Origin of the sequence: Streptomyces sp. 8N114 (assembly GCF_052245835.1) — a bacterium.
In the GTDB taxonomy this organism is placed as follows: Bacteria; Actinomycetota; Actinomycetes; order Streptomycetales; family Streptomycetaceae; genus Streptomyces.
The window spans coordinates 367,704-385,620 of record NZ_JBQQBT010000003.1 but is presented as its reverse complement, the minus strand read 5'-3'; the positions used below and the strand labels follow the sequence as shown (position 1 = coordinate 385,620).

Sequence of the window (17,917 nt, the reverse complement as noted above, 5' to 3'; positions counted from 1 at the left end):
GTGACCAGGTGGCGCTGCCAGCTGATTTCGGGAGAGGGCACACGATGGATCTGTGTGCGAGAAGATCACAGCGGCACTTGTTCGCGGCGGAGTGAGGTCTTTGGATGAAGCGCTCGGCACTGGTCATGGCATCTCTGTTGCTCGGTTCCGTGGCATGTGACGTCCAGGGAAGCGACGACGGGAAGGGCACAGACGGCGGGGAAGCGAATCCTGCCGTCTCGACCGGCGAAGCGCGTCGGGTGGTGAAGGAGCTGGACAAGAAGGAGGACAGTGGCAGTCTCAGCCCGGCCTACTGGCACAAGATTCAGGAAGGCCCGTGGCTGGACAGATCACTCGTCAGGATCGATAACGTCAAAATGCGAGGCAAACCCGATGACAAGACCCCCTCCAACCATCCACGCCTGGACAGTGCCGTGCACGCCTGGGCTGCCAAGCCCCGCGCCGGAGGCGGCGGCGAGTGGATCCTGGGGGCTCGCCAAGTCTCCTCCTCCGAGATCGGAGGCGAGTCCAAGAACACGGCAGAGATGCGGTGGAGCCTCCACCACCGTGACAGCAAGGACGGGCCGTGGCGAACTGCGCTCGTGGTCATGCCTCGGGGCAAGAAAGATCTTCCTAAGGCGGCTACGAACAAGTCGAAAGCTGTGCCCACCGTCTCATCGGATGAAGACCTGGCGGTGCAGCCGGGCAGGGCTTGCGGCGCCTTCGACGACTACGTCTCGCACAAAACCACCGGCAAAGACCTGCGGTGGTCAAAGCAGATCAAGAAGTACCGGAACTCCTACGGGGACACGACGGGTGTGCGCAAGGCGTACGCCAACCCCAAGTCTGCCAAGGTGTCAGTGAAGATGCGGCGCACACCACTCGGCCCTGCCTGGCGGACACAGGACGGCGGAGCACTCGTCGCATGCACAAGGGTGAGCGAGACAGCCGTTGACATGGGACCGGGGCGCTGGTTCGAGATGGAGATCACCGGCTGGGACAACATCTCAGAGACCCGTTGGAACACCTTCACCCAGACCCTCATGACGATGACCATGTTGAAAGTACCCGCCAACGGCTCACCCATCAGCATCGCAGCCGACACCACCTGGCCCTACAAGTTCAACGGAACGGAATACACCGGATCCTGACGTTGTGGCGGCGGTGGCGGTTGACCCACTTCTATGCGCAGGCGCGGGATATCCCCATCTCCGCTGCGACGTGGGCGATCGGCCGCGTCTTGCACCGCTCGACGAGTCGACGGCGTCCTTCGATGGATAGAGGCGCGTTGGCGTGCGTCACGAGAAGGCTCCTTGAGGCGGCGCAGAACGGGGTCGCGAGCAATAGGCGACCCCGTTCTGCGCAGGCCGTCACTTGCTCGCCGAAGCCGTCCGTGCCACGACGGTGCGGCGGGCTGGGCATGGTGAAGAAGTGTCAGGCGGTGAGACGTGCGCCGCCGTCTGTTTCGATGACGGTGCCGGTGATGTTGGGGTTGGTGGCCAGCAGCACGATGGCCTCGGCGACATCCGGGGCGGTGGCTATGCGCTTGGTGGGCAGGGCGTCGGCGGCCTGCTTGAAGAACGCGGATCGATCCTCGGCGGCGAGTCCGTCCCACCAGGGCGTGTCCACGTATCCCGGCGAGACAGCGTTCACCCGGATCGGCGCCAGTTCGGCGGCGAGCGGTTGGACGAGCCCTTCGACGGCGGCGTTGAGCGAGCCGATCCCGGCTGTGCCGGGCAGGGCAGCCCTCGCTGTGACGGCGCCGACGAGGGTGATCGAGGCGTCCCCGCTGAGGTGAGCAAGCGAGGCCTGGAGTGCGATGACGGTGGGCCAGTACTTCTCCTCGAACGCCTGCCGCAGGCCATCGAGCGGCAAGTCGCCGAGCGGGCCGGTGCCGCCCTTGCCGGCGAGGGTGATGACGAGGTGGCGGATCGGGGCGATCCCAGCGGCGAGCGACGCGGCCGCCTCCGCGTCGGCGGCGTCGAGAACGTGCCCGTGGACGTCTCCGTCGATGGCCGCCGTTGCCCGGTTGAGCCGCTCTGTGTTTCGTCCGGCGATGTGGACCGCGTGTCCTCGGCCGGCGAGTTGCCGGGCGACCGCCAGGCCGACCCCCGACGTGCCACCGATCACGAGTGCAGTGGACATGCTCACTCCTTATTTCGAGACGTGACGTCTCACATGAGCGTAGCATCATTTCTAGACGTGACGTCTCGATAATGGGTTAGGCTGGCACGCATGACCGGCACCACGACACCCGCCCGCGGCCGCAAGCGGAGCGAGCAGACCAGGCTCGCGATCCTCACCGCGGCCTACGAGCTCACGACCGAGGTCGGCTTCCCAGACCTCACCATCGAGGGCATCGCCGCCCGCGCCGGGGCGGGCAAGCAGACCGTCTACCGCTGGTGGCCCACAAAGGCGGACGTCCTGCTCGAAGCCCTGGCGCTCAAGGCGGACCTGAAGGTCTCAACCGCGGACCAGGGGTCATTCGACGCGGAGCTGGACGCGTTCCTGCGTGGCTCCGCCGCCCTGATGGCCTTCCCGGGGGTGGCCCCCGTCCTGCGCTCCTTGATGGCCGAGGCGCAGCGCGACGCAGACTTCCGGCGCCGCTTCCAGGACGGCTTCCTGAACAAACGCAGGGCCGCGCTCGAGACCATCGTCGAGCGGGCTGCGGCCCGCGGTGACAAGCCCGCTCACCTGACGGCAGCCTTCGCCGCCGACCTGGTGTTCGGCCTGATCTGGTACCGGGTCCTCGCAACCGAGCGCCTGCTCGGCCAAGACGACATCACCGCCATCCGACGACTACTGAACGAACACCCCGGCGAGGAGTAGCGCATGCCCGATCGAACCATCGTCATCACTGGAGCAACCGACGGGCTGGGCCGCGCACTCAGCGGCGCCCTCGCACGCCGGCCCGCAACAACGCTCATCCTCCACGGGCGCAACCAGAGCCGGCTCGACGAACTGGCCACCACGCTGGCCGATGCACCGGCCTCGATCCACACGGTCCGGGCCGACTTCTCCGAGTTGGCGCAAGTGCACCGCCTCGCGGACGAGATCACCGAATTCACCGATCACATCTCGGTGCTGGTCAACAACGCCGGCATCGGCGGCGGCGAACCCGACGGGACCGACCGCCGGCTCACCGTCGACGGGAACGAGCTCCGCTTCGCGGTCAACCATCTCGCCCCGTTCGCGCTGACCCGGCGCCTGCTGCCGCTGCTCGACCGCGGCGCCCCCGCCCGTATCGTCAACGTCGCTTCGATCGGCCAGGCCCCGATCAACTTCGACGACCCCACCCTCGAACACGGCTACTCGGGCATGCGCGCCTACGGCCAGTCCAAACTGGCAATGATCGCCACGGGCTTCGTCCTTGCCCGACAACTCGACCCGCACCGGGTCACGGTCAACAGCCTGCACCCCGCCACCTTTATGCCGACCAAGATGGTCCTGGATTCGGTCGGTTACAGCATCGACTCCCTCGAAGACGGCCTGCAGGCCACCCTGCGCCTCATCCTCGCCCCCGAACTCGACGGGGTGACCGGACAGTTCTACGACCGCACCCGTGCCGCAAAGGCACACACCGATGCCTACGATCCGAACATCCAGCAGAAGCTCTGGGACCTCAGCACCAGACTCACCAAGCGCCCCGAATGACCCTCGAAGATCCAACGCCACTGCCCCACACCCCGCCGGCGCCAGCAACGTCATGACCCGCAACACCTGGCCAGTCGGGCCGGGGATTGCGCGACCATGTGATCCGGCTGCCCAGCCTCAGCTACCCGAGGGGCGCCGGTTGGCGTTGTCGCACGGGACTTGCGCCGGCGGCGTCCGAGCGAGCGGCTACGGCCGCTCGCTCCCCGCCGCCTTGTGCCGGCGTTACTGGTGTCGCCCGCCGGCGTGCAGGCCGGGGCGGGCCTGGGCGCGGAAGGTGCGGCGGTAGGAGTCCGGCGGGACGCCCACCGTGCGGGCGAAGTGGCGGCGCAGGGTGGTGGCGGTGCCCATGCCGGTGGCCGTGGCGATGGCATCGACGGTGTCGTCGGTGGTCTCCAGCAGTTCCTGGGCGTGGCGGATGCGCTGGGTGTGCAGCCACTGCAGCGGGGTGGTGCCGGTCACCTGCTTGAAGTGGCGGCCCAGGTGGCGTGAGCTCATCCGTGCCTGGCGGGCCAGGTCCTCGACGGTGAGCGGCTTGCCCAGCCGCTCCAGCATCCAGGGAAAGAGGTCGGCGAGCGGATGGTTGCCCGGCTCGGGGACGGGGGTGGCGATGAACTGGGCCTGGCCGCCGTCCCGGTGGGGTGGTACGACCAGCCGCCGGGCGATCTTGTTGGCGATCGAGGCGCCGTGGTCGAGGCGGACCAGGTGCAGGCACAGGTCCATGGCGGCGGCCTTGCCGGCGGAGGTGAGCACGCTGCCGTTGTCGACGTACAGGACGTCCGGGTCGACGGTGACCTTCGGCTGGCGCCTGGCCAGCTCGGCCGTGTGCGCCCAGTGTGTGGTGGCGCGCTTGCCGTCCAGCAGTCCGGCGGCAGCCAGGATGAAGGCGCCCGTGCGCAGGGAGGCCACCCGCGCGCCGGCCTCGTGGGCCGTGCGTACCGCGTCGACGAGGTCGGCCGGCGGGTCGCAGTCGGTGTCGGCCCAGCCCGGGACGATCACGGTGTCGGCGCGTGCGAGGTGGTCGAGCCCGTGGTCGGGCTGCAGCCGGAAGCGGTCGACTCGTACGGCGCGCGGTCCGCAGAGCCAGAAGTCGTACCAGGGGTCCACGATGTGCGTCAGGTCGGCGCCGAAGACTTCGCAGGCCAGGGACAGCTCGAGGTGCAGCATGCCATCGGTGATGGCCAGCGCGACGGTAGGCATGTCCGAAAGTGTACGGGTCATGTCGTTGCGGACACTCGCGTGGGGGTGCTGCTCCGGGTCAGGATCTTGGTGACAGAGCGCGGCAGGTCAACAGGGATCGGCAGCGGGTCCTCCACTGACAGACAAGTGCAAGGAAGCGGGCTCATGGGATCGGGTCAGACAGTTGCGGTGTTCGGCGCTTACGGACACACCGGGCGGTTCGTCGTGGCGGAGTTGGTGGAGCGCGGGTTCGTCCCGGTGCTGGCCGGCCGCGATACCGCCAAGATGAAGGCGCTGGCCCACGAGACCGGGCTGGAGGCCCGGGTGGCGTCGGTCGACGACCCGGACTCGCTCGACCGTGCGCTGGCCGGCGCCGCAGCCGTGATCAACTGCGCCGGGCCGTTCGCCTCGACGACCGCCCCGGTCATCAAGGCGGCCCTGCACGCCACGATCCCGTACCTGGACGTGGCAGCCGAACTCGAGGCCAATATCGACACCTTCGCCAATTTCGCCGACCCGGCACGGGAGGCGGGCGCGGTGATCGTCCCGGCGATGGCCTTCTTCGGCGGTCTGGGCGACCTGCTGGCCACCGCGGCCATGGGCGAGTGGACCCAGGCCGACGAGGCACACATCGCCTACGGCCTGAGCAACTGGCACCCCACCGCCGGGACCCGGCTGTCGGGCGCGGTCTCGCGGGAGCGGCGCGGCGAGCGGCGCATGCGCTTTGCGAACGGGCAGTGGGAGTACCGCACCGACGCCCCGCCGACCCTTACGTGGCGCTTTCCCCAGCCGATGGGCCCCCAGCCTGTGATCGGGGAGTTCACGATGGCCGACGTGGTGACCGTGCCCAGCCACCTGTCCATCCCGGACGTGACCACCTACATGACCGTCCAGGCCGTCCGTGACGTCGCGGCCCCGGACACACCGGCTCCCGCCGCGTCCGACGAGAGCGGACGCTCCGACCAGACGTTCCTCATCGACGCGGTAGTGCGGTCGGGTGGCGCCGAACGCCGCGCGGTGGCCCGCGGTCAGGACATCTACGCCGTCACGGCCCCCCTCGTCGTGGAGGCCGTCGACCGCGTGCTCACCGGCCGCACCCGTACGGTCGGCGTCGCCGCCGCAGGCAAGATCTTCGACGCCACCGACTTCCTCCGCGCGCTGTCCCCGCACATCACCCTGGAACTGCTCCCGTAGCATCCCGGGCGCCCCTACCGCTCGCCGGGCCTGCTCATCCTTGGCTCCATCGGCAAAACGGCCTTTCCGGGGGCGACAGCGGCCAACTCGCACTCGGCAGAACGGCCAACCTAGGATCGACAGCGGACACCGACCTCAGCCCTCCTCGCTGCGGTTGGCCAAGTATCGGCCGCAGTCACAGGCGTGTCCTGGCTCGCGAGCCTGCGGCCGAGGTACGCATGCTGGCGAGGTGGCACTGCTCCCACTCGTTCTTGGAGTACGAAAGAGGGCTCCGCCATTTCCTCACCATAAGGAGTGGCGGGGGTCCTTTGTTTCACAGTCAGGCCAGTAGGCCGACTTCGTGTGCCTCGTGGGTCTGGCCGGGGGTGAGTTGTTGTTTCTTGTGGCGGGTTCGGGTGTTGCTGCGGAAGACGCCCAGCCTGATGTGGTGTTCCCGTCCGCCGGTGTCGGTGACGGTTTCGGTGTGGTCCCGCGGGACGCGTAGGTGGCCTTCGCGGGTCTTGAATTGCCGGGCGGCAGCCAGGTTGATTTCCCACCGTCCAGCCCCTGCGGGCACTGCCGGAGCGGCGGGGAGGGCGACCGTGGCCGCGGGCTGGATACCCAGGCCCATGAGGCGTTGCTGCTGGGCTTCGGTGAGGGTGTGCCAGGCTGCGGGCTGCTCGGCCAGCCAGGCGCCGATGTCGTCGCCGCCGAGGCTGACGCCGGGCTGGAGCTCGGCGAGGGTGGCGCCTTGGGCCAGGAGCCAGCTGGCTTTGGCGTAGTGGCGCTGCCAGGACAGCGACCAAGCGGGGTTCCAGTCCGGGTCGATGGCCTCCAGCCGCTCACGGCGGCTCCTGGCACGCTCGGTCTTCTTGCCCAGGCCGTCGGGCTTGCGGGCCTGGTGCAGTCGCTCCCCCACCGCTACACCCGCCATGACCGCATCCCGGGGCGCGGCCAGGGTGTGGTGCTAGGCGAAGTGCAGGGCGCACACGTCCAGGAACTCCGTGAACGCCTGGTCGCGGCGGTCGAATACGAACCCTTCCTCGACCAACAGCTACGTACGCCAGTCGGCCAGCTCGCCATGCCACCACGCGCGGCGCGGCTCGGCGGCCCACTGTCCGGCCGGGTAGGCCACCTTGTGGTCGCCGAGGTAGACGGTTGCGGTGTAGGGCACGTTGGCGTGACCGTGTTCGGCGACGAAGGCGCGGGCGGCTTCCAGGCCGGTGAGCCAGGCGGTCGACTCCGGGCGCAGGATGCGGGTGCGCACCAGCCGGGCGATCTGGTCGGCTTCGCGGGGGCGGCGGGAGAAGTGCAGCAGTGCCAAATCGGCCCCCTGCTCGTGGCCGTCGGGCTCCTGTTCCTGGTCGTGGTCCTCGTCGGCCGGCTCTCCACTCTCGGCGGTGTCCGTCTGCTGTCGGGGGGTCTCCGGCCGGGTCGGCGGCCAGGACGTCCTACGGCGTCCCGCTGCGGCGGCCGGACGCAGCGCCAGGTGCTCGATGATGCGCGGGTCGAAGGAGCGCAGCGCATGCAGGATCGTGACCAGGGGTTCGAACGCCGCCGTTGCCGCCATGTCCCGCCCCTCGTCCTCCTCAGCCAGGAGCACCGGCACGACCAAGCGGGCCACCTTGCCCTCGTGGGACTTCTGGCGCAGGGCGCGGCCGACGGCCTGGACGATGTCGACGGGGCTGCTGCGTACGTCGGCGAACAGGACACCGTCCAGGCCGCACCGGCCGGTGATGTCGGTGCCCTCCCCCAGGAGGCGGCAGCGGGACAGGACGCGGAACTCAGTCTTACGGCCCTCGGCGTCCACCCCGCCTGCGATCTGGTCCAGGACCGCGCGCTAGTGGGAGGCCGGGTGCAGGCCGCACAGCCACTCCCCCATAGTCTCGCTGCAGCGTGGAGGAGTCAGCCAGGTAAACCGACCGCCTCCACTGCGAACTCTTTGCCTACGCGGACGACGTGAGGAGCCGACCGCCCGAGCTTCTCAGCTGACCCCGAAGGCAACCAATCCCAGATTGTTCACGAGACCACCGCCGGCGACCGTTGTGTGCTCGCCGGTGCAGTTCGCGTTCTCCCAGAACGTGATCGGAACCTGCGAGTTGTTCCATGCCGAGACCATGCCGTTCGAGGTGGGCCGACAGACACCCGCGGGGGGCAAGCCACTTTCGCCTTGCCCAGTGCAGTCCCTGCCGGCCCAGGCTGAATAGGTGCCCGGGCTGGGAGTCAGAGTACAGGCTTGTGGTGCGACGTCCGTCGACTGCTGCTTGCGAGCCAACAGATCCGGGTGCCTCGGCACGTCGGCCTGTGCGGGAAACGCGAGCAGCACGGTAAGCGGGATTCCGACTGAGGCCAGCGTTGCTCGCTTGACCATCCGGAGCTTCTTCGACATCTGTTCCTCTCCAGGCTTTTGTTCCCACGCGCCCCCACATTGGTCCCAGGAAGCAACCAGCAGTGAGGGCGACATCAGCATGCCCACGACGTTACGGAATCGCAGGTCAGCCAGCGATGGAGCACGCACCCGGATCAGAGGTTCGGAATTACCGAACCATGGCAGGCAGTTCGACCTGCCAACGACGCAGAAGGCCGGCACCCACCGGCCCGGACCTCCGCCGGGCGAACCGTCCCGACCACGCGCATCGCGGGCCCCGGCAAGCAAGCCTGTGCCGGATCAGCACTGTGCCTGCTCCATGAGGTTCCTGGGCAGTCGAAGATCCTGGACGAAGTCACCAGAAATCAGGCGCCCTCCAGGCGGCGGCATGCAGGAGGGCATCTCACGCGGGACTAGGAGCTCGTAGGCATCGTCGACGTGGTTCCTTTCTGCAGAGGGGCCTTTGGCTAGGTCGGAGAGCAGTCTCCGGCCCTCACCACGACCCCACACCACCGATGGCGGCCTCCACACGGTTACGGTCGGTGCCGGAGTAAGCGATGGCGGCGAGCAGTCTGCGGCCCTCCTTTTCACGCCCCTGCATCCTGGCCAGCGCCTCAAGGACATCTGCATGCCGGTCGAACATTCCGCGCTTGGCGGCGAATGCGGCCAGTTGGCTGGCGGTGGTATCCCTGGGGAGACCGGTCCTGAGGCGCACCTGTGCGGTGAGGAACCGGCAGACGTCGTTCCTGTTGCCGATGTGGATCCAGTCCGTCAGAAAGTGCGCGACGAGGTCTGCCAGGGCCTGGCTGGTGGCGGCTGCGGTGTCGTCGTCGGGGGCTAGCTGCCCATCGATGAGGAAGCCGACGTAAGACGGGTCGAAGTCCGGCGGCTTCCAGCGATCAGTGCCCGCAGGTGTGCGTTATCAGGCGATCAACAAGTCGTGCAGTACTTGAGTACGCGCTTGTCCGTCGCGGGTGGCGTGGAGGGCCGCGTGGTGTTCGAGGAGCGTCTGGTGAAGAAATTCGAAGTCGCCTGCGCGTTCGACCAATAAGCCGGTTGGGCGTAGGAGGTCGCCCAGGAAGGTGTTCCACAGGGGTTCTTTAACTTTGGCCGGGCGCTGGACAGGGAGATGGGAGGCCACGATCTCGACGGCCGGGGCGGTGTTTCCGGTGAATCTTTCGTGGGCCAGGTGGTCGATCAGCTCCGGCAGGTGATCGCCTACCTGTTGTGCGGACTGCTCGGCGGCCAGGTTGTCCCGGGGCATCCGACGCGTCCGCGCCACCCCTGGCTGGATCCCCGAAGCCGGCCTCGTGCGCCAGCCACCGTCACAACCGATCAGCTCGGGGGTATAGGTCTCGGGTGCGGGCCGACCGACCTGTTCCCAGGTCCGCAGCCACCCCCGCCGGCGCGCCAATGAGGGTGAGTCGGGTCAGTCGGCGATGAGGGTGCCGTCTTGCTGGACCAGCGCCGACGCGGTGTTCGTGGAGTGTCCGAGGGCCCACTGACCCGGGGTGAGGCTGACCATCGTCAGGTGTGGTTCGTCGAGGGCGGCAGCGTAGGCGCGCCAGGACGGCCAGTCGATTTCGCCTCCCTCGTCCGGTTCGGTGTGCGCGTCCTTGAGGAGACGGTCCAGGGCCGTACGGGCGCCGGTGCCCAATTCGTCGTCGTCCTCGCGCCAGGCGATTGCGATCCAGGACGAGGTGGGCACGCGGTTCTCCCACCCACCGGCCGGGCAGGTCCAGGTCCGTCTTCGGTGAGACGGTTGCCTCGATGTAGCCACCGTTCTCCACGGCCTCCACCGTCGGCGTGCCACCGTGCTCCTCATGGCGCTGTACCCGGATGGTGGCGACCACGGTGATGTTGGGCACGCTCGCGATGGGCAGCGGGGCCACGATCAGCGCGTCGTCGACGACCTGGTCCACCCATGCCTTTGGCACATGGCGATGGCGTAGGCAGTGCGTTCGGCGAGCTGCGGGTCGGCGGCTTCGATGGTGATGCGGACGTGGCCAGGCATGTCGAGGGGGTGCATGCGGGTGGGGACATGGTGCGGCCCTCGCGGGGTTGCTGGGCGGGGGGCAGGTTCACTCGGTCGTGCGGCTGTTCCTCTCCCGGGCCTCTCGCTCGATTGCTGCACGAAGCTGGATGGTTTCGGGGAGGATTTCACCAATGACCTTCTCGACGAGCTCGCAGAAGCTGTCGAGCGAGTGATGATCGTCTAGCAGCGGCGTGCCCGCGCCAGAACTCGCGGGCACGCCTGTTCTGGAACTCGATGCCCTGGTGGATCCGCTCGACGGTCACCCCTCGCGAGCTCCACCAGGGCATCGTCGTCCCCGCCGGCGGGGATTGCTATCGATCGGGTCTCCTCGACGTCGCCGACATCAGCTTCTGATGGCGAGCACCGTCTTGGGCGGGGCAGTGCGGTTCTCGAGTGCCCGGTGGACCTCGACCACATCGTCCAACGACACGACCGACGGGGCCGGTTCGCGAAGGACCCCGCGGTGCGTCAGGTCGACCACAGCCGAGATCACCGTATGGACCTGTTCGGGCACCAGGTGGGCGACCGCTCCCAGGCTGAGCCCGAGGAGCTGCCGGGTGCCGTGCCAGGCCGCGTCGCCGGACAGCGCGGGGTCCTGGCCACTGGCGTTGCCGAGCACGAGGAAGCGGCCGAATGCAGCAAGCCGTTCGTATGCCTGTGCGCGCAGCTCGCCACCGACTGGGTCGACGACGACATCGACACCGCGGCCGTTGGTCAATTCATCGATGGCCGCAACCAGATCGGTGGCGACGATCACGTCGGTGCACTCTTCGGCGGCGGAGGTGCGCTTGGCCTCACTGCCGACGACGCCGATCACCCGACGGGCCGGATGCACGGCGGCCAAGCGGCTGACGGTGCCACCGAGTCCGCCGCTCGCCCCTAGCACCAGGACGTCGTCGTTGACGCGCAGGCGAGCCAGATCGTGCAGGGCCATCCACGCGGTAACCCCGTTGACCAGAACGCCCGCGACACGCGCGAGGTCGGCACCCTCGGGAAGAGGGACCGCCATCGACGCGTGGGCAACCGCGATCTCGGCGTAGCTGCCCGCCCTAGGTCCTCGGCCGAAGTCGTTAAGCAGTGCGCCGACCGGCTGTCCCACTGCGAATCCAGTCACGCTGGCGCCCACTTCGCGTACGCGCCCAGTAACCTCGATCCCTGGGACGAACGGCGTGGGCAAGGCGAAAGCACCAGCGCGGAAAAGAGTGTCGACGAACCCGACTCCAGCAAATTCCACATCGATCAACAGCTCACCCTCTGCGGGGCTGGGGTCCGGCACCTCAGCGACCTCGAGTACCTCGGCCGGGCCCGGCGCCTTGACGACGGCAGCGCGCATCATACTCCCTCATTCACAACTGATCAGATCCATGTCACCGCAACTCGTGTGAAATTCCCACGATTACCGGCAGGTGAGGGCCTTCCACCCGGTGTCCAAAGCCGCGCCCTGCCGCCCGCTCGCGCCGACCGCCGCACCTGATGCGTCTCCCACCATCTTATTCGAACAGGCCACACCTGGTCGGGTGGCGGCAGCTGCACGAGAGCTGGCCCAGTAGCGCATCAGCAGCCGGCGCCGGTGCGGAATCACAGCCGCCATTGCTGGTTCTTGCCGCCCACGTAGTCCCATTGCTGGACCTGGGCGCCGTCCGCAGTCGAGATCCCGCTGACGTCGACGCATTTGCCGCTGTGCTTAGCGATCAACTTGTAGTATCCGTTGCCGGTGGATATCGGCTTGAACTTCTGGTTGTCCCCGCCCCAGTAGTCCCACTGCTGGATCAGGGCGCCGTTCACTGTGGAGATGCCCCGCACGTCGAGGCATTTGCCCGAGTGTTCCACCATGATCCGGTAGTAGCCGTCGCCGACCGGGTCGAGCCGGAATCGTTGGTTCGCGCCACCCCAGTAGCCCCATTGCACCACCGGAGCGGCGCTGTTCACGTCCCCGTTCTTGACATCCAGGGTCCGGCCGGAGTGCCGCGCGGTGATCGCAGCGTGACCGAGCCGCCACTGCTGGTTGTCGCCGCCCCACCAGTCCCACTGGACGACCTTCGCGCCCAAAGCCTGGGACGCGTCACGTACATCGAGGCACTTGCCGCTGTGCTTTGCGACCAACTTGTAGTACCCATGCCCCACTGATTCAAGCCGGAACCGCTGGTTGTCGCCACGCCACCAGTCCCACTGATGGACCTGGGCGCCATTGGCGGTGGAGATTCCTTCGACGTCGAGCACGCGGCCACTATGTTCCGCGAGGACCAAGTCGTAGCCTTCGCCGGTGAAATGGAACTGGAAGATCTGGTTCTTCCCGCCCACGTACTCCCACTGCGTCGCATCGGCACCGTTCGCCGTCGAGACGCCCGCGATGTCCAGGCACAGGCCGCTGTGCCGGGCGAACAGCGGGCCTACGGTCTGGTAGTGGCGTCGGATCCCCTCGAGGTCGTCGGGATGAAGCGCGCGCCGCGTCGTGCCGGACGACGTCGAAGCGAACATGACCGCGCCGGGGACCTCGGAGTGCAACATCCCGAGGATGTGCCCGATCTCGTGGAGGGCCACCGTCTCGACGTCGACCCGGCCGACCGTCGCTCCGAGCACCCACGAGTGCTCCTGATCGTCGAGGTGCAACGGCCGGGGCAGGGCGTTGCCGATGGTGCCGCAGCCCGGCGGGAAGTCGGCGTGCGCCAGAACGGTGCCGGTCATGTCCCGGTCCCCGCACCGTGCGTTGGTCCAGTCGATTCTGATGTCCGGGCGGTCTGTGACACCGACCTCCTGGAAGGCCAGCGGTACGGCCGCCGACCAGGTTGCGAAAGCCCGCCGGACCGCGTCCCGTTCGCCGTCGCCGGCAACGTCGGCGGTTCCGTTGGCGAAGGCATAGCTGAGGGTGTTGCGCTTCCACCGGCAGGTGAGGTCGAAGCGGATGCCGGTCGCCGGGTCGACGTCGGGGACGCCGCAGCGTGGACGGGACATCATCTCCCGCGTCGCCTCGTCGAAGTTCGCGGTCAGCCGCAGGGAGTGCAGTTCCTGATACCTCAGCAGGGCGATCGCGGTTCGCTCATCAAGAACGGGCGAGAATTCGCCGCCCTCTTCCGGCCTGCCCTCCCGCCACGCGGTTTCTCCGAGATAGCCGAAGCGCGCCAGGAAAGCCTTGACCGTCCGGATTCCTTCGGCGGACGATCCCAGGTCGACCGTCGGCAAGGTGGCCAGCTCTTTCGTCTCCTCCAGGAACGTCATGATGCATCACCCCTCAACGATGATGGGCGCGTCGACGAAGCCGGTCGCCACACAGCGGAGGGGGCGCACTCCCGTCAGATGCAGATCGGGGTTGAGGAAGGGTTCTTCGAGGTTGTCCCTGTCATTGCGGTGTACCGTCCTGACCTGCCCATGACACGCATGAAGTGCGAGACCAGGGAGCCGTATCTACACTGTGATGCCCATCCTGGCCGTGAGAGCCGTGGGATCCGGCGTGCACTACGCCAACTTCCCTGCGTCTGCGGACTACACCTGCACTTATGGCGTCTCTAAAAACTGTAGCGAGCGGCAGGCATTGTGTCCACTTATGACCTAATCTGCCTGCTTGGCGCCTCAACGACCGCAGGGAAACAGAATGACCAGCAGGAATGGGCGCGCCTCTTTCGGTGCCTGCGGCAATCACCAAGCTCGGGCAGTACCCCGAACCGGCGTCAGGACCCTGGCCCGTACCGCATGAGCCCTCGGCCCGGTACTCGCGCTGCTCTACGCTGCTGCCGTGGGCAGTGAGATTCCCGTACGCGGGGGCAGGAGAGGCCAACAGCAAAGGCGACGCCGGACGATTTGCGGTCCTACTCGATCTCGCCGACGTCACCGGTGACCGTGTCCCGAGGCGACGGAATTGTGGTCTTCCAGGCGGCGAAGCCTGCGCAAAAGACCACGTCGGCGCCGCAGCGGCGCGGTCCGGCCGTTTGCGCGATGTGCGGCGGGCAGATCGAGGGCAAGGTCTGGGTCAGCCGCGAGCAAGGCCCAGCCCGCCGCAAGCCGGTCCACCCCGAGTGTGAGCAGAAGGCAAAGGCGTTCGTCACCGCCAAACGGGCCACGAAGCAGAAGGCCAAGAAGGCCGAGAGCGGGGTCTCGGGAGGAGGAGAACCGGCGGCTGCGGGCCGCGCAGGAGCGCAACCGAGAGTTGCGGCGCCAACGCACAGCACCGAAGAAGGAGGAGCGGCAGCACAGCGGGCTGCCCACGCCCGCGACCGTTCCTGCGAGGAGGACGCGCGGCGTCGTTGAGTCGCCCCAGTATGTGCCGTGGTGCGCGAGGGCTTCGGTAAGGGCTTCGGTGAAGGCCTCGTGGTCGCCTGTGATCAGCCGGTGGAAGAGGGCGACCGGCTGGTAGTCGATCCGGTTCACGAAGTCCTTCGGCGCGTGGGTCACGACCTCGGGTGCGGACGCCTGCATGGTGGTGATCAGCTTCTCCACGACGTCGTCTATGGGGCGCTCGGTCCAGTAGATCTGCAGGGTGTCGATCCAGTGCAGGACGTTGGGATGTCGGGATGTCGGAAAAGACGAGGAACCCGGAGAGGCGGAGCAGGTCACCGGGCTGCATTTCGGTGAGCAGCACATGCGTGATGCGTGGATCGCTCGTGGTGTAGGCCCAGACCGACTCGTCCATGAGGTCGTCGGTGGGTGAGACGATCAAGGGGAACCGTGCGGTACCGGCGGTTGGTGACGTCGGGTGTTGGAACCTTCTGAATGCCTCTGGTGATCAAGCCTTGCGATCTGGCTCTGGGAGGTAAGGGCTGAAGTGATCGGCGACGATCTCCGCAATCGCAGCAGCGTCGCGGGAACCGTCGATTGCGATAACGCGGATGCCTAGCTGGTGGGCGGAGCGGACGGCGTCCTCGGCGACGAGTCGGTCCCGGGCCAGTCGGTTGATCTGCGCTCGGGCCGGGTCGCTGACGCGGTGCGCGAGGGAGGCGGCTCGGGGTAGTTCGTGGACCTGCTGGTGGCGGAATTCGGGCGTGGGCACCATGACGATCATCCGGCGCGGTGAGTCGATGATGGGTGCGACAAGTTCGGGTCGGAGTCCCCAGCCTTCGGCGATGATCGGGCGGCCGGACACGAGCGCGCGTAGGTCGTCGAGAGCCCATTGGAACCGGTCTGGGAAGCCGGTCAGGGTCTCGGTGGCCATCTCTTCCGGGGTGGTGTGGACCCACACCTTGTCCATATCGGGGTCGGTGGCGGGCTCGCCGAGAGCAACGCGACGGGCGATCCGGCGATCATTGTGACCGCGAGCGTCGTGGTAATCGTAGTGATAGACGGTGACGCCGTATTGAACGGCCAGCAGCCGGGCGACGGTCGACTTGCCGGCCCATTGGCCGCCTCCGATCCACAACGTGCGGTGCAGGGTGCCGAAGGGGTCCCAGACTTCACCGTCGACACGGGAGTTGTGGCTGGTCACCTGGTGTCCTCCTGCATTAAGTTCCGGCGGCTGACTTCGGCGGCGTAGGCGGCCCAGTCTCCCGCGGCGGCTCGCTGCCATTCGACGGCGACGGTGATGTCGGTGCCGAGGGTACGGGCGAGGACCGCAGCGGGCAGGTCGGTGGCGAGCTGGAACAGGGCGGTTTGAGGGGGCTTCAGCGAGGCAGATGCCGAGTTTGCGGAGGCGTTCGCCCATGGCCCAGGCACTGATCGGGCGGCGTAGCTGGCCACCGGGGAAGAGCCAGGGTGATCCGTCCGGGCGAGGGTGGCATGGCTGCGGCGGACCTTGACCTGGTGGAGAGCGAGTTCAGCGACGGGTGCGGGAAGCTCGACCGGGACGGCGCCGAGGTGGATGCGGACCGTGATGCCGGTCTCCTCGATATGGTCGATGGTGAGCCGGGAGATCGTGGCGGGCCACTGGGCATAGAGGTGCAACCGCAGCCGGCGTGGCGGTCTTGGGGCTTGAGGGGTGTGCAGCAGGCGTCGTGTGGTGTCCCAACGGGGCTCGTCGTGCATCCACTGGGTGGGGTCGTTCCATCGCTCGGCCGGGAAGCTGAGATCGCAGGTCATCTTCTGGGAGAGGGCCCAGCGCACAAAGTGGCCTGTCTCCCGGCGAGGGCGGACGTCGTCGCTGGTCATCCAGCGTTCAAGGTCGGTCTGTCGGCAGGTGGCCAGGGTCAGGTTCCATTCCTCGAGCCAGTCCAGGAGATAGCCGGCTGCCCGCAGATGCTGCCGCGCGAACGCGAGCTGGTAGTGGGTGACTTCCTCGCCGCGGCTGCGACGACGAAGCCGATGCAGGAGGTGCCACGTCGCGTGCTCCCGTGAGTGCGCGGATGAGCAGGCCCAGAATGTATCGGACGGCACCCGTGGCAAATCGTGAGCTGATGGCGCCGCTCAACCGCTGACTGCGTCAGTCCGCGTCAGCCCCGAGGCGGAGCGCGAGATCGATCAGATCGGCCAGGCGCAGCGCCCGTTCGCCGAACCCTGGCAGGGGGACATGCAGGGGCTCAGTCCAGCGGACGGGGATCGCATCCAATCCGTGATACGCGCCGGCGAGTCCTCCGGTGACCGCGGCGACAGTGTCTGTGTCACCGCCGACATCGATCGCCGCACGAATTGCGTCCTCGGTTGCCTGGTCAGGGTGCCAGTCGGCAGCAAGAACTGTGGCAAATCGCTGACGGTGGTCGGGATGGACGCGATCCAGAACGTCATGAAGGGCACAGAGAGGGTCGGCGTCTGCCAGGGTGAGGCAAATGAGTTCGTGGTATACGGCGGTGCCTTCCCAGGCGGCGCGGTCGCCGTGGGTAAGGGCAGCAATGCGACGGGCGGCATCCATCGTGGCCGCCTGACCAGCACGTGCAAAATAGACCGCAGATGTGGATGCCCGCATCAATGAACCGTTGCCGGCTGCTCGCTGGTTGACCTGGAAATGAATTGCGGCTGCCAGATCCCATGGCATGCCGTTTGTCAGCACGTCCTCGGTCTGCAGGCCGATGTCTTTGGGGCCGGCTGCCGCCCACCGTTGGAAGCGGGCGAAGATGTCCGGCACGTCCAATCCCCCCGCTGCAGTAGCGACTCCGCGACAAGAACGGCCATCTGCGTGTCGTCCGTGGCTTCGCCCGGTTCCCATCGGCAGTAGCCGACAGTGGTATGGCTGGATTCCGCTCGGGTGTCTCGATTGAGACGTCAACGTCGCACCTCGAAATACGCCCCTGGGAGTGATGGCATGACGCATACCTGGTGATCCGCTGCGATGCCGGAAACCCTGCCGAGACCGACGGCCGCTGCGGCTCTGAGGGCAGTTGGCCAGTCCGGGTCGAGAACCACACCGAACTTCAACTCGCTGGCCTGGGCGTCCGGCTGCTGCGGGACGGCTCGCAAGGGCAAATCCGAACCGGGCCGGCACTGCGCTGCGCTGCGCTGCGCTGTTCAAGCCGCTACGGCAGCTGATCGAGTCCGTCAACCAGACCTTGCCGGGGTAGCCGTCCGCGTAGTGCAACGACTCCTCGCTACTGACTGCCGCGATCTGCCACAACCAGTACACCGACCAACCAGACATCCCGTCACTGACCGGCTACGACCACTGACCTTGGAATCAA

General features: G+C 67.4%; 17 protein-coding genes and 3 pseudogenes. 5 read left to right on the top strand and 15 right to left on the bottom strand.

From position 1 onward, the window contains the following. Positions 1–104 precede the first annotated feature (104 nt). On the top strand, positions 105–1,130 hold the full coding sequence (locus tag ACTWQF_RS10015; RefSeq protein ID WP_443278822.1) for a hypothetical protein: 1,026 nt from the start codon (positions 105–107) through the stop codon (positions 1,128–1,130). Between the two features lie 34 nt (positions 1,131–1,164). Here the strand turns inward: ACTWQF_RS10015 and ACTWQF_RS10010 are convergent. Further along, positions 1,165–1,281 (bottom strand): annotated as a pseudogene (locus ACTWQF_RS10010) (IS481 family transposase); the annotation flags it as partial. A gap of 132 nt (positions 1,282–1,413) precedes the next feature. Continuing rightward, entirely contained in the window at positions 1,414–2,124 is a 711-nt protein-coding gene (locus tag ACTWQF_RS10005) for an SDR family oxidoreductase (RefSeq protein ID WP_443278821.1), read from the bottom strand. Positions 2,125–2,214: 90 nt separating this feature from the next. Here ACTWQF_RS10005 and ACTWQF_RS10000 point away from each other — a divergent pair, with 90 nt between their 5' ends. Beyond that, complete coding sequence (locus tag ACTWQF_RS10000) at positions 2,215–2,808, top strand: TetR/AcrR family transcriptional regulator (RefSeq protein ID WP_443278820.1); 594 nt, start codon at positions 2,215–2,217, stop codon at positions 2,806–2,808. Positions 2,809–2,811: 3 nt separating this feature from the next. Next, positions 2,812–3,633 carry an SDR family NAD(P)-dependent oxidoreductase gene (locus ACTWQF_RS09995; RefSeq protein ID WP_443278819.1) on the top strand — a complete coding sequence of 274 codons (822 nt, stop codon included), beginning with the start codon at positions 2,812–2,814 and terminating at the stop codon, positions 3,631–3,633. A 222-nt stretch (positions 3,634–3,855) separates the two neighbouring features. On the opposite strand, the gene ACTWQF_RS09990 is transcribed toward ACTWQF_RS09995, so the two are convergent. After that, on the bottom strand, positions 3,856–4,830 hold the full coding sequence (locus ACTWQF_RS09990; protein ID WP_443278818.1) for a GlxA family transcriptional regulator: 975 nt from the start codon (positions 4,828–4,830) through the stop codon (positions 3,856–3,858). 144 nt (positions 4,831–4,974) lie between these two features. Here ACTWQF_RS09990 and ACTWQF_RS09985 point away from each other — a divergent pair, with 144 nt between their 5' ends. Further along, positions 4,975–6,003 (top strand): saccharopine dehydrogenase family protein, encoded by a 1,029-nt coding sequence (locus ACTWQF_RS09985; protein WP_443278817.1) that lies wholly within the window; start codon positions 4,975–4,977, stop codon positions 6,001–6,003. Between the two features lie 319 nt (positions 6,004–6,322). Here the strand turns inward: ACTWQF_RS09985 and ACTWQF_RS09980 are convergent, their stop codons facing one another. From ACTWQF_RS09980 to ACTWQF_RS09925, 12 genes and pseudogenes are all read right to left on the bottom strand, one after another. Beyond that, on the bottom strand, positions 6,323–6,916 hold the full coding sequence (locus tag ACTWQF_RS09980) for a helicase associated domain-containing protein (protein ID WP_443278816.1): 594 nt from the start codon (positions 6,914–6,916) through the stop codon (positions 6,323–6,325). 120 nt (positions 6,917–7,036) lie between these two features. Further along, a complete protein-coding gene (locus ACTWQF_RS09975; RefSeq protein ID WP_443278815.1) occupies positions 7,037–7,792 on the bottom strand; it encodes a Helicase associated domain protein in 756 nt (251 codons plus the stop codon). Between the two features lie 174 nt (positions 7,793–7,966). Then, positions 7,967–8,452 carry a peptidase inhibitor family I36 protein gene (locus ACTWQF_RS09970; protein WP_443278814.1) on the bottom strand — a complete coding sequence of 162 codons (486 nt, stop codon included), beginning with the start codon at positions 8,450–8,452 and terminating at the stop codon, positions 7,967–7,969. Between the two features lie 820 nt (positions 8,453–9,272). After that, positions 9,273–9,614: a hypothetical protein gene (locus ACTWQF_RS09965; protein WP_443278813.1), complete on the bottom strand. Its 342-nt coding sequence runs from the start codon at positions 9,612–9,614 to the stop codon at positions 9,273–9,275. Positions 9,615–9,779: 165 nt separating this feature from the next. Continuing rightward, on the bottom strand, positions 9,780–10,058 hold the full coding sequence (locus tag ACTWQF_RS09960) for a hypothetical protein (RefSeq protein WP_443278812.1): 279 nt from the start codon (positions 10,056–10,058) through the stop codon (positions 9,780–9,782). Positions 10,059–10,431: 373 nt separating this feature from the next. Then, a complete protein-coding gene (locus tag ACTWQF_RS09955; RefSeq protein WP_443278811.1) occupies positions 10,432–10,602 on the bottom strand; it encodes a hypothetical protein in 171 nt (56 codons plus the stop codon). Positions 10,603–10,728: 126 nt separating this feature from the next. Then, positions 10,729–11,718 carry a quinone oxidoreductase family protein gene (locus ACTWQF_RS09950; RefSeq protein ID WP_443278810.1) on the bottom strand — a complete coding sequence of 330 codons (990 nt, stop codon included), beginning with the start codon at positions 11,716–11,718 and terminating at the stop codon, positions 10,729–10,731. A 245-nt stretch (positions 11,719–11,963) separates the two neighbouring features. Beyond that, positions 11,964–13,601: an RICIN domain-containing protein gene (locus ACTWQF_RS09945; RefSeq protein WP_443278809.1), complete on the bottom strand. Its 1,638-nt coding sequence runs from the start codon at positions 13,599–13,601 to the stop codon at positions 11,964–11,966. Between the two features lie 606 nt (positions 13,602–14,207). After that, positions 14,208–14,960, bottom strand: a complete 753-nt coding sequence (locus ACTWQF_RS09940; RefSeq protein WP_443278808.1) for an Imm49 family immunity protein — start codon at positions 14,958–14,960, stop codon at positions 14,208–14,210. A 142-nt stretch (positions 14,961–15,102) separates the two neighbouring features. Beyond that, positions 15,103–15,798, bottom strand: a complete 696-nt coding sequence (locus ACTWQF_RS09935; RefSeq protein ID WP_443278807.1) for a hypothetical protein — start codon at positions 15,796–15,798, stop codon at positions 15,103–15,105. Next, positions 15,795–16,682: a hypothetical protein gene (locus tag ACTWQF_RS09930; protein WP_443278806.1), complete on the bottom strand. Its 888-nt coding sequence runs from the start codon at positions 16,680–16,682 to the stop codon at positions 15,795–15,797. The genes ACTWQF_RS09935 and ACTWQF_RS09930 overlap by 4 nt, the downstream gene beginning before the upstream one ends. A 46-nt stretch (positions 16,683–16,728) precedes the next feature. Beyond that, a pseudogene (locus ACTWQF_RS09925) lies at positions 16,729–17,414 on the bottom strand (ADP-ribosylglycohydrolase family protein). 234 nt (positions 17,415–17,648) lie between these two features. On the opposite strand from ACTWQF_RS09925, the pseudogene ACTWQF_RS09920 reads away from it, so the two are divergent. After that, positions 17,649–17,905 (top strand): annotated as a pseudogene (locus ACTWQF_RS09920) (IS982 family transposase); the annotation flags it as partial. Positions 17,906–17,917: the final 12 nt, after the last annotated feature.

Excerpts from the sequence above, each read along its gene's own strand:
- ACTWQF_RS09950 (WP_443278810.1), bottom strand. The coding sequence starts at position 11,718 with ATGCGCGCTGCCGTCGTCAAGGCGCCGGGCCCGGCCGAGGTACTCGAG.
- ACTWQF_RS09985 (WP_443278817.1), top strand. The coding sequence starts at position 4,975 with ATGGGATCGGGTCAGACAGTTGCGGTGTTCGGCGCTTACGGACACACC.
- ACTWQF_RS09980 (WP_443278816.1), bottom strand. The coding sequence starts at position 6,916 with ATGGCGGGTGTAGCGGTGGGGGAGCGACTGCACCAGGCCCGCAAGCCC.
- ACTWQF_RS09995 (WP_443278819.1), top strand. The coding sequence starts at position 2,812 with ATGCCCGATCGAACCATCGTCATCACTGGAGCAACCGACGGGCTGGGC.
- ACTWQF_RS09970 (WP_443278814.1), bottom strand. The coding sequence starts at position 8,452 with ATGCTGATGTCGCCCTCACTGCTGGTTGCTTCCTGGGACCAATGTGGG.
- ACTWQF_RS10005 (WP_443278821.1), bottom strand. The coding sequence starts at position 2,124 with ATGTCCACTGCACTCGTGATCGGTGGCACGTCGGGGGTCGGCCTGGCG.
- ACTWQF_RS10000 (WP_443278820.1), top strand. The coding sequence starts at position 2,215 with ATGACCGGCACCACGACACCCGCCCGCGGCCGCAAGCGGAGCGAGCAG.
- ACTWQF_RS09965 (WP_443278813.1), bottom strand. The coding sequence starts at position 9,614 with ATGCCCCGGGACAACCTGGCCGCCGAGCAGTCCGCACAACAGGTAGGC.
- ACTWQF_RS09940 (WP_443278808.1), bottom strand. The coding sequence starts at position 14,960 with ATGTGCTGCTCACCGAAATGCAGCCCGGTGACCTGCTCCGCCTCTCCG.
- ACTWQF_RS09945 (WP_443278809.1), bottom strand. The coding sequence starts at position 13,601 with ATGACGTTCCTGGAGGAGACGAAAGAGCTGGCCACCTTGCCGACGGTC.
- ACTWQF_RS09990 (WP_443278818.1), bottom strand. The coding sequence starts at position 4,830 with ATGCCTACCGTCGCGCTGGCCATCACCGATGGCATGCTGCACCTCGAG.
- ACTWQF_RS10015 (WP_443278822.1), top strand. The coding sequence starts at position 105 with ATGAAGCGCTCGGCACTGGTCATGGCATCTCTGTTGCTCGGTTCCGTG.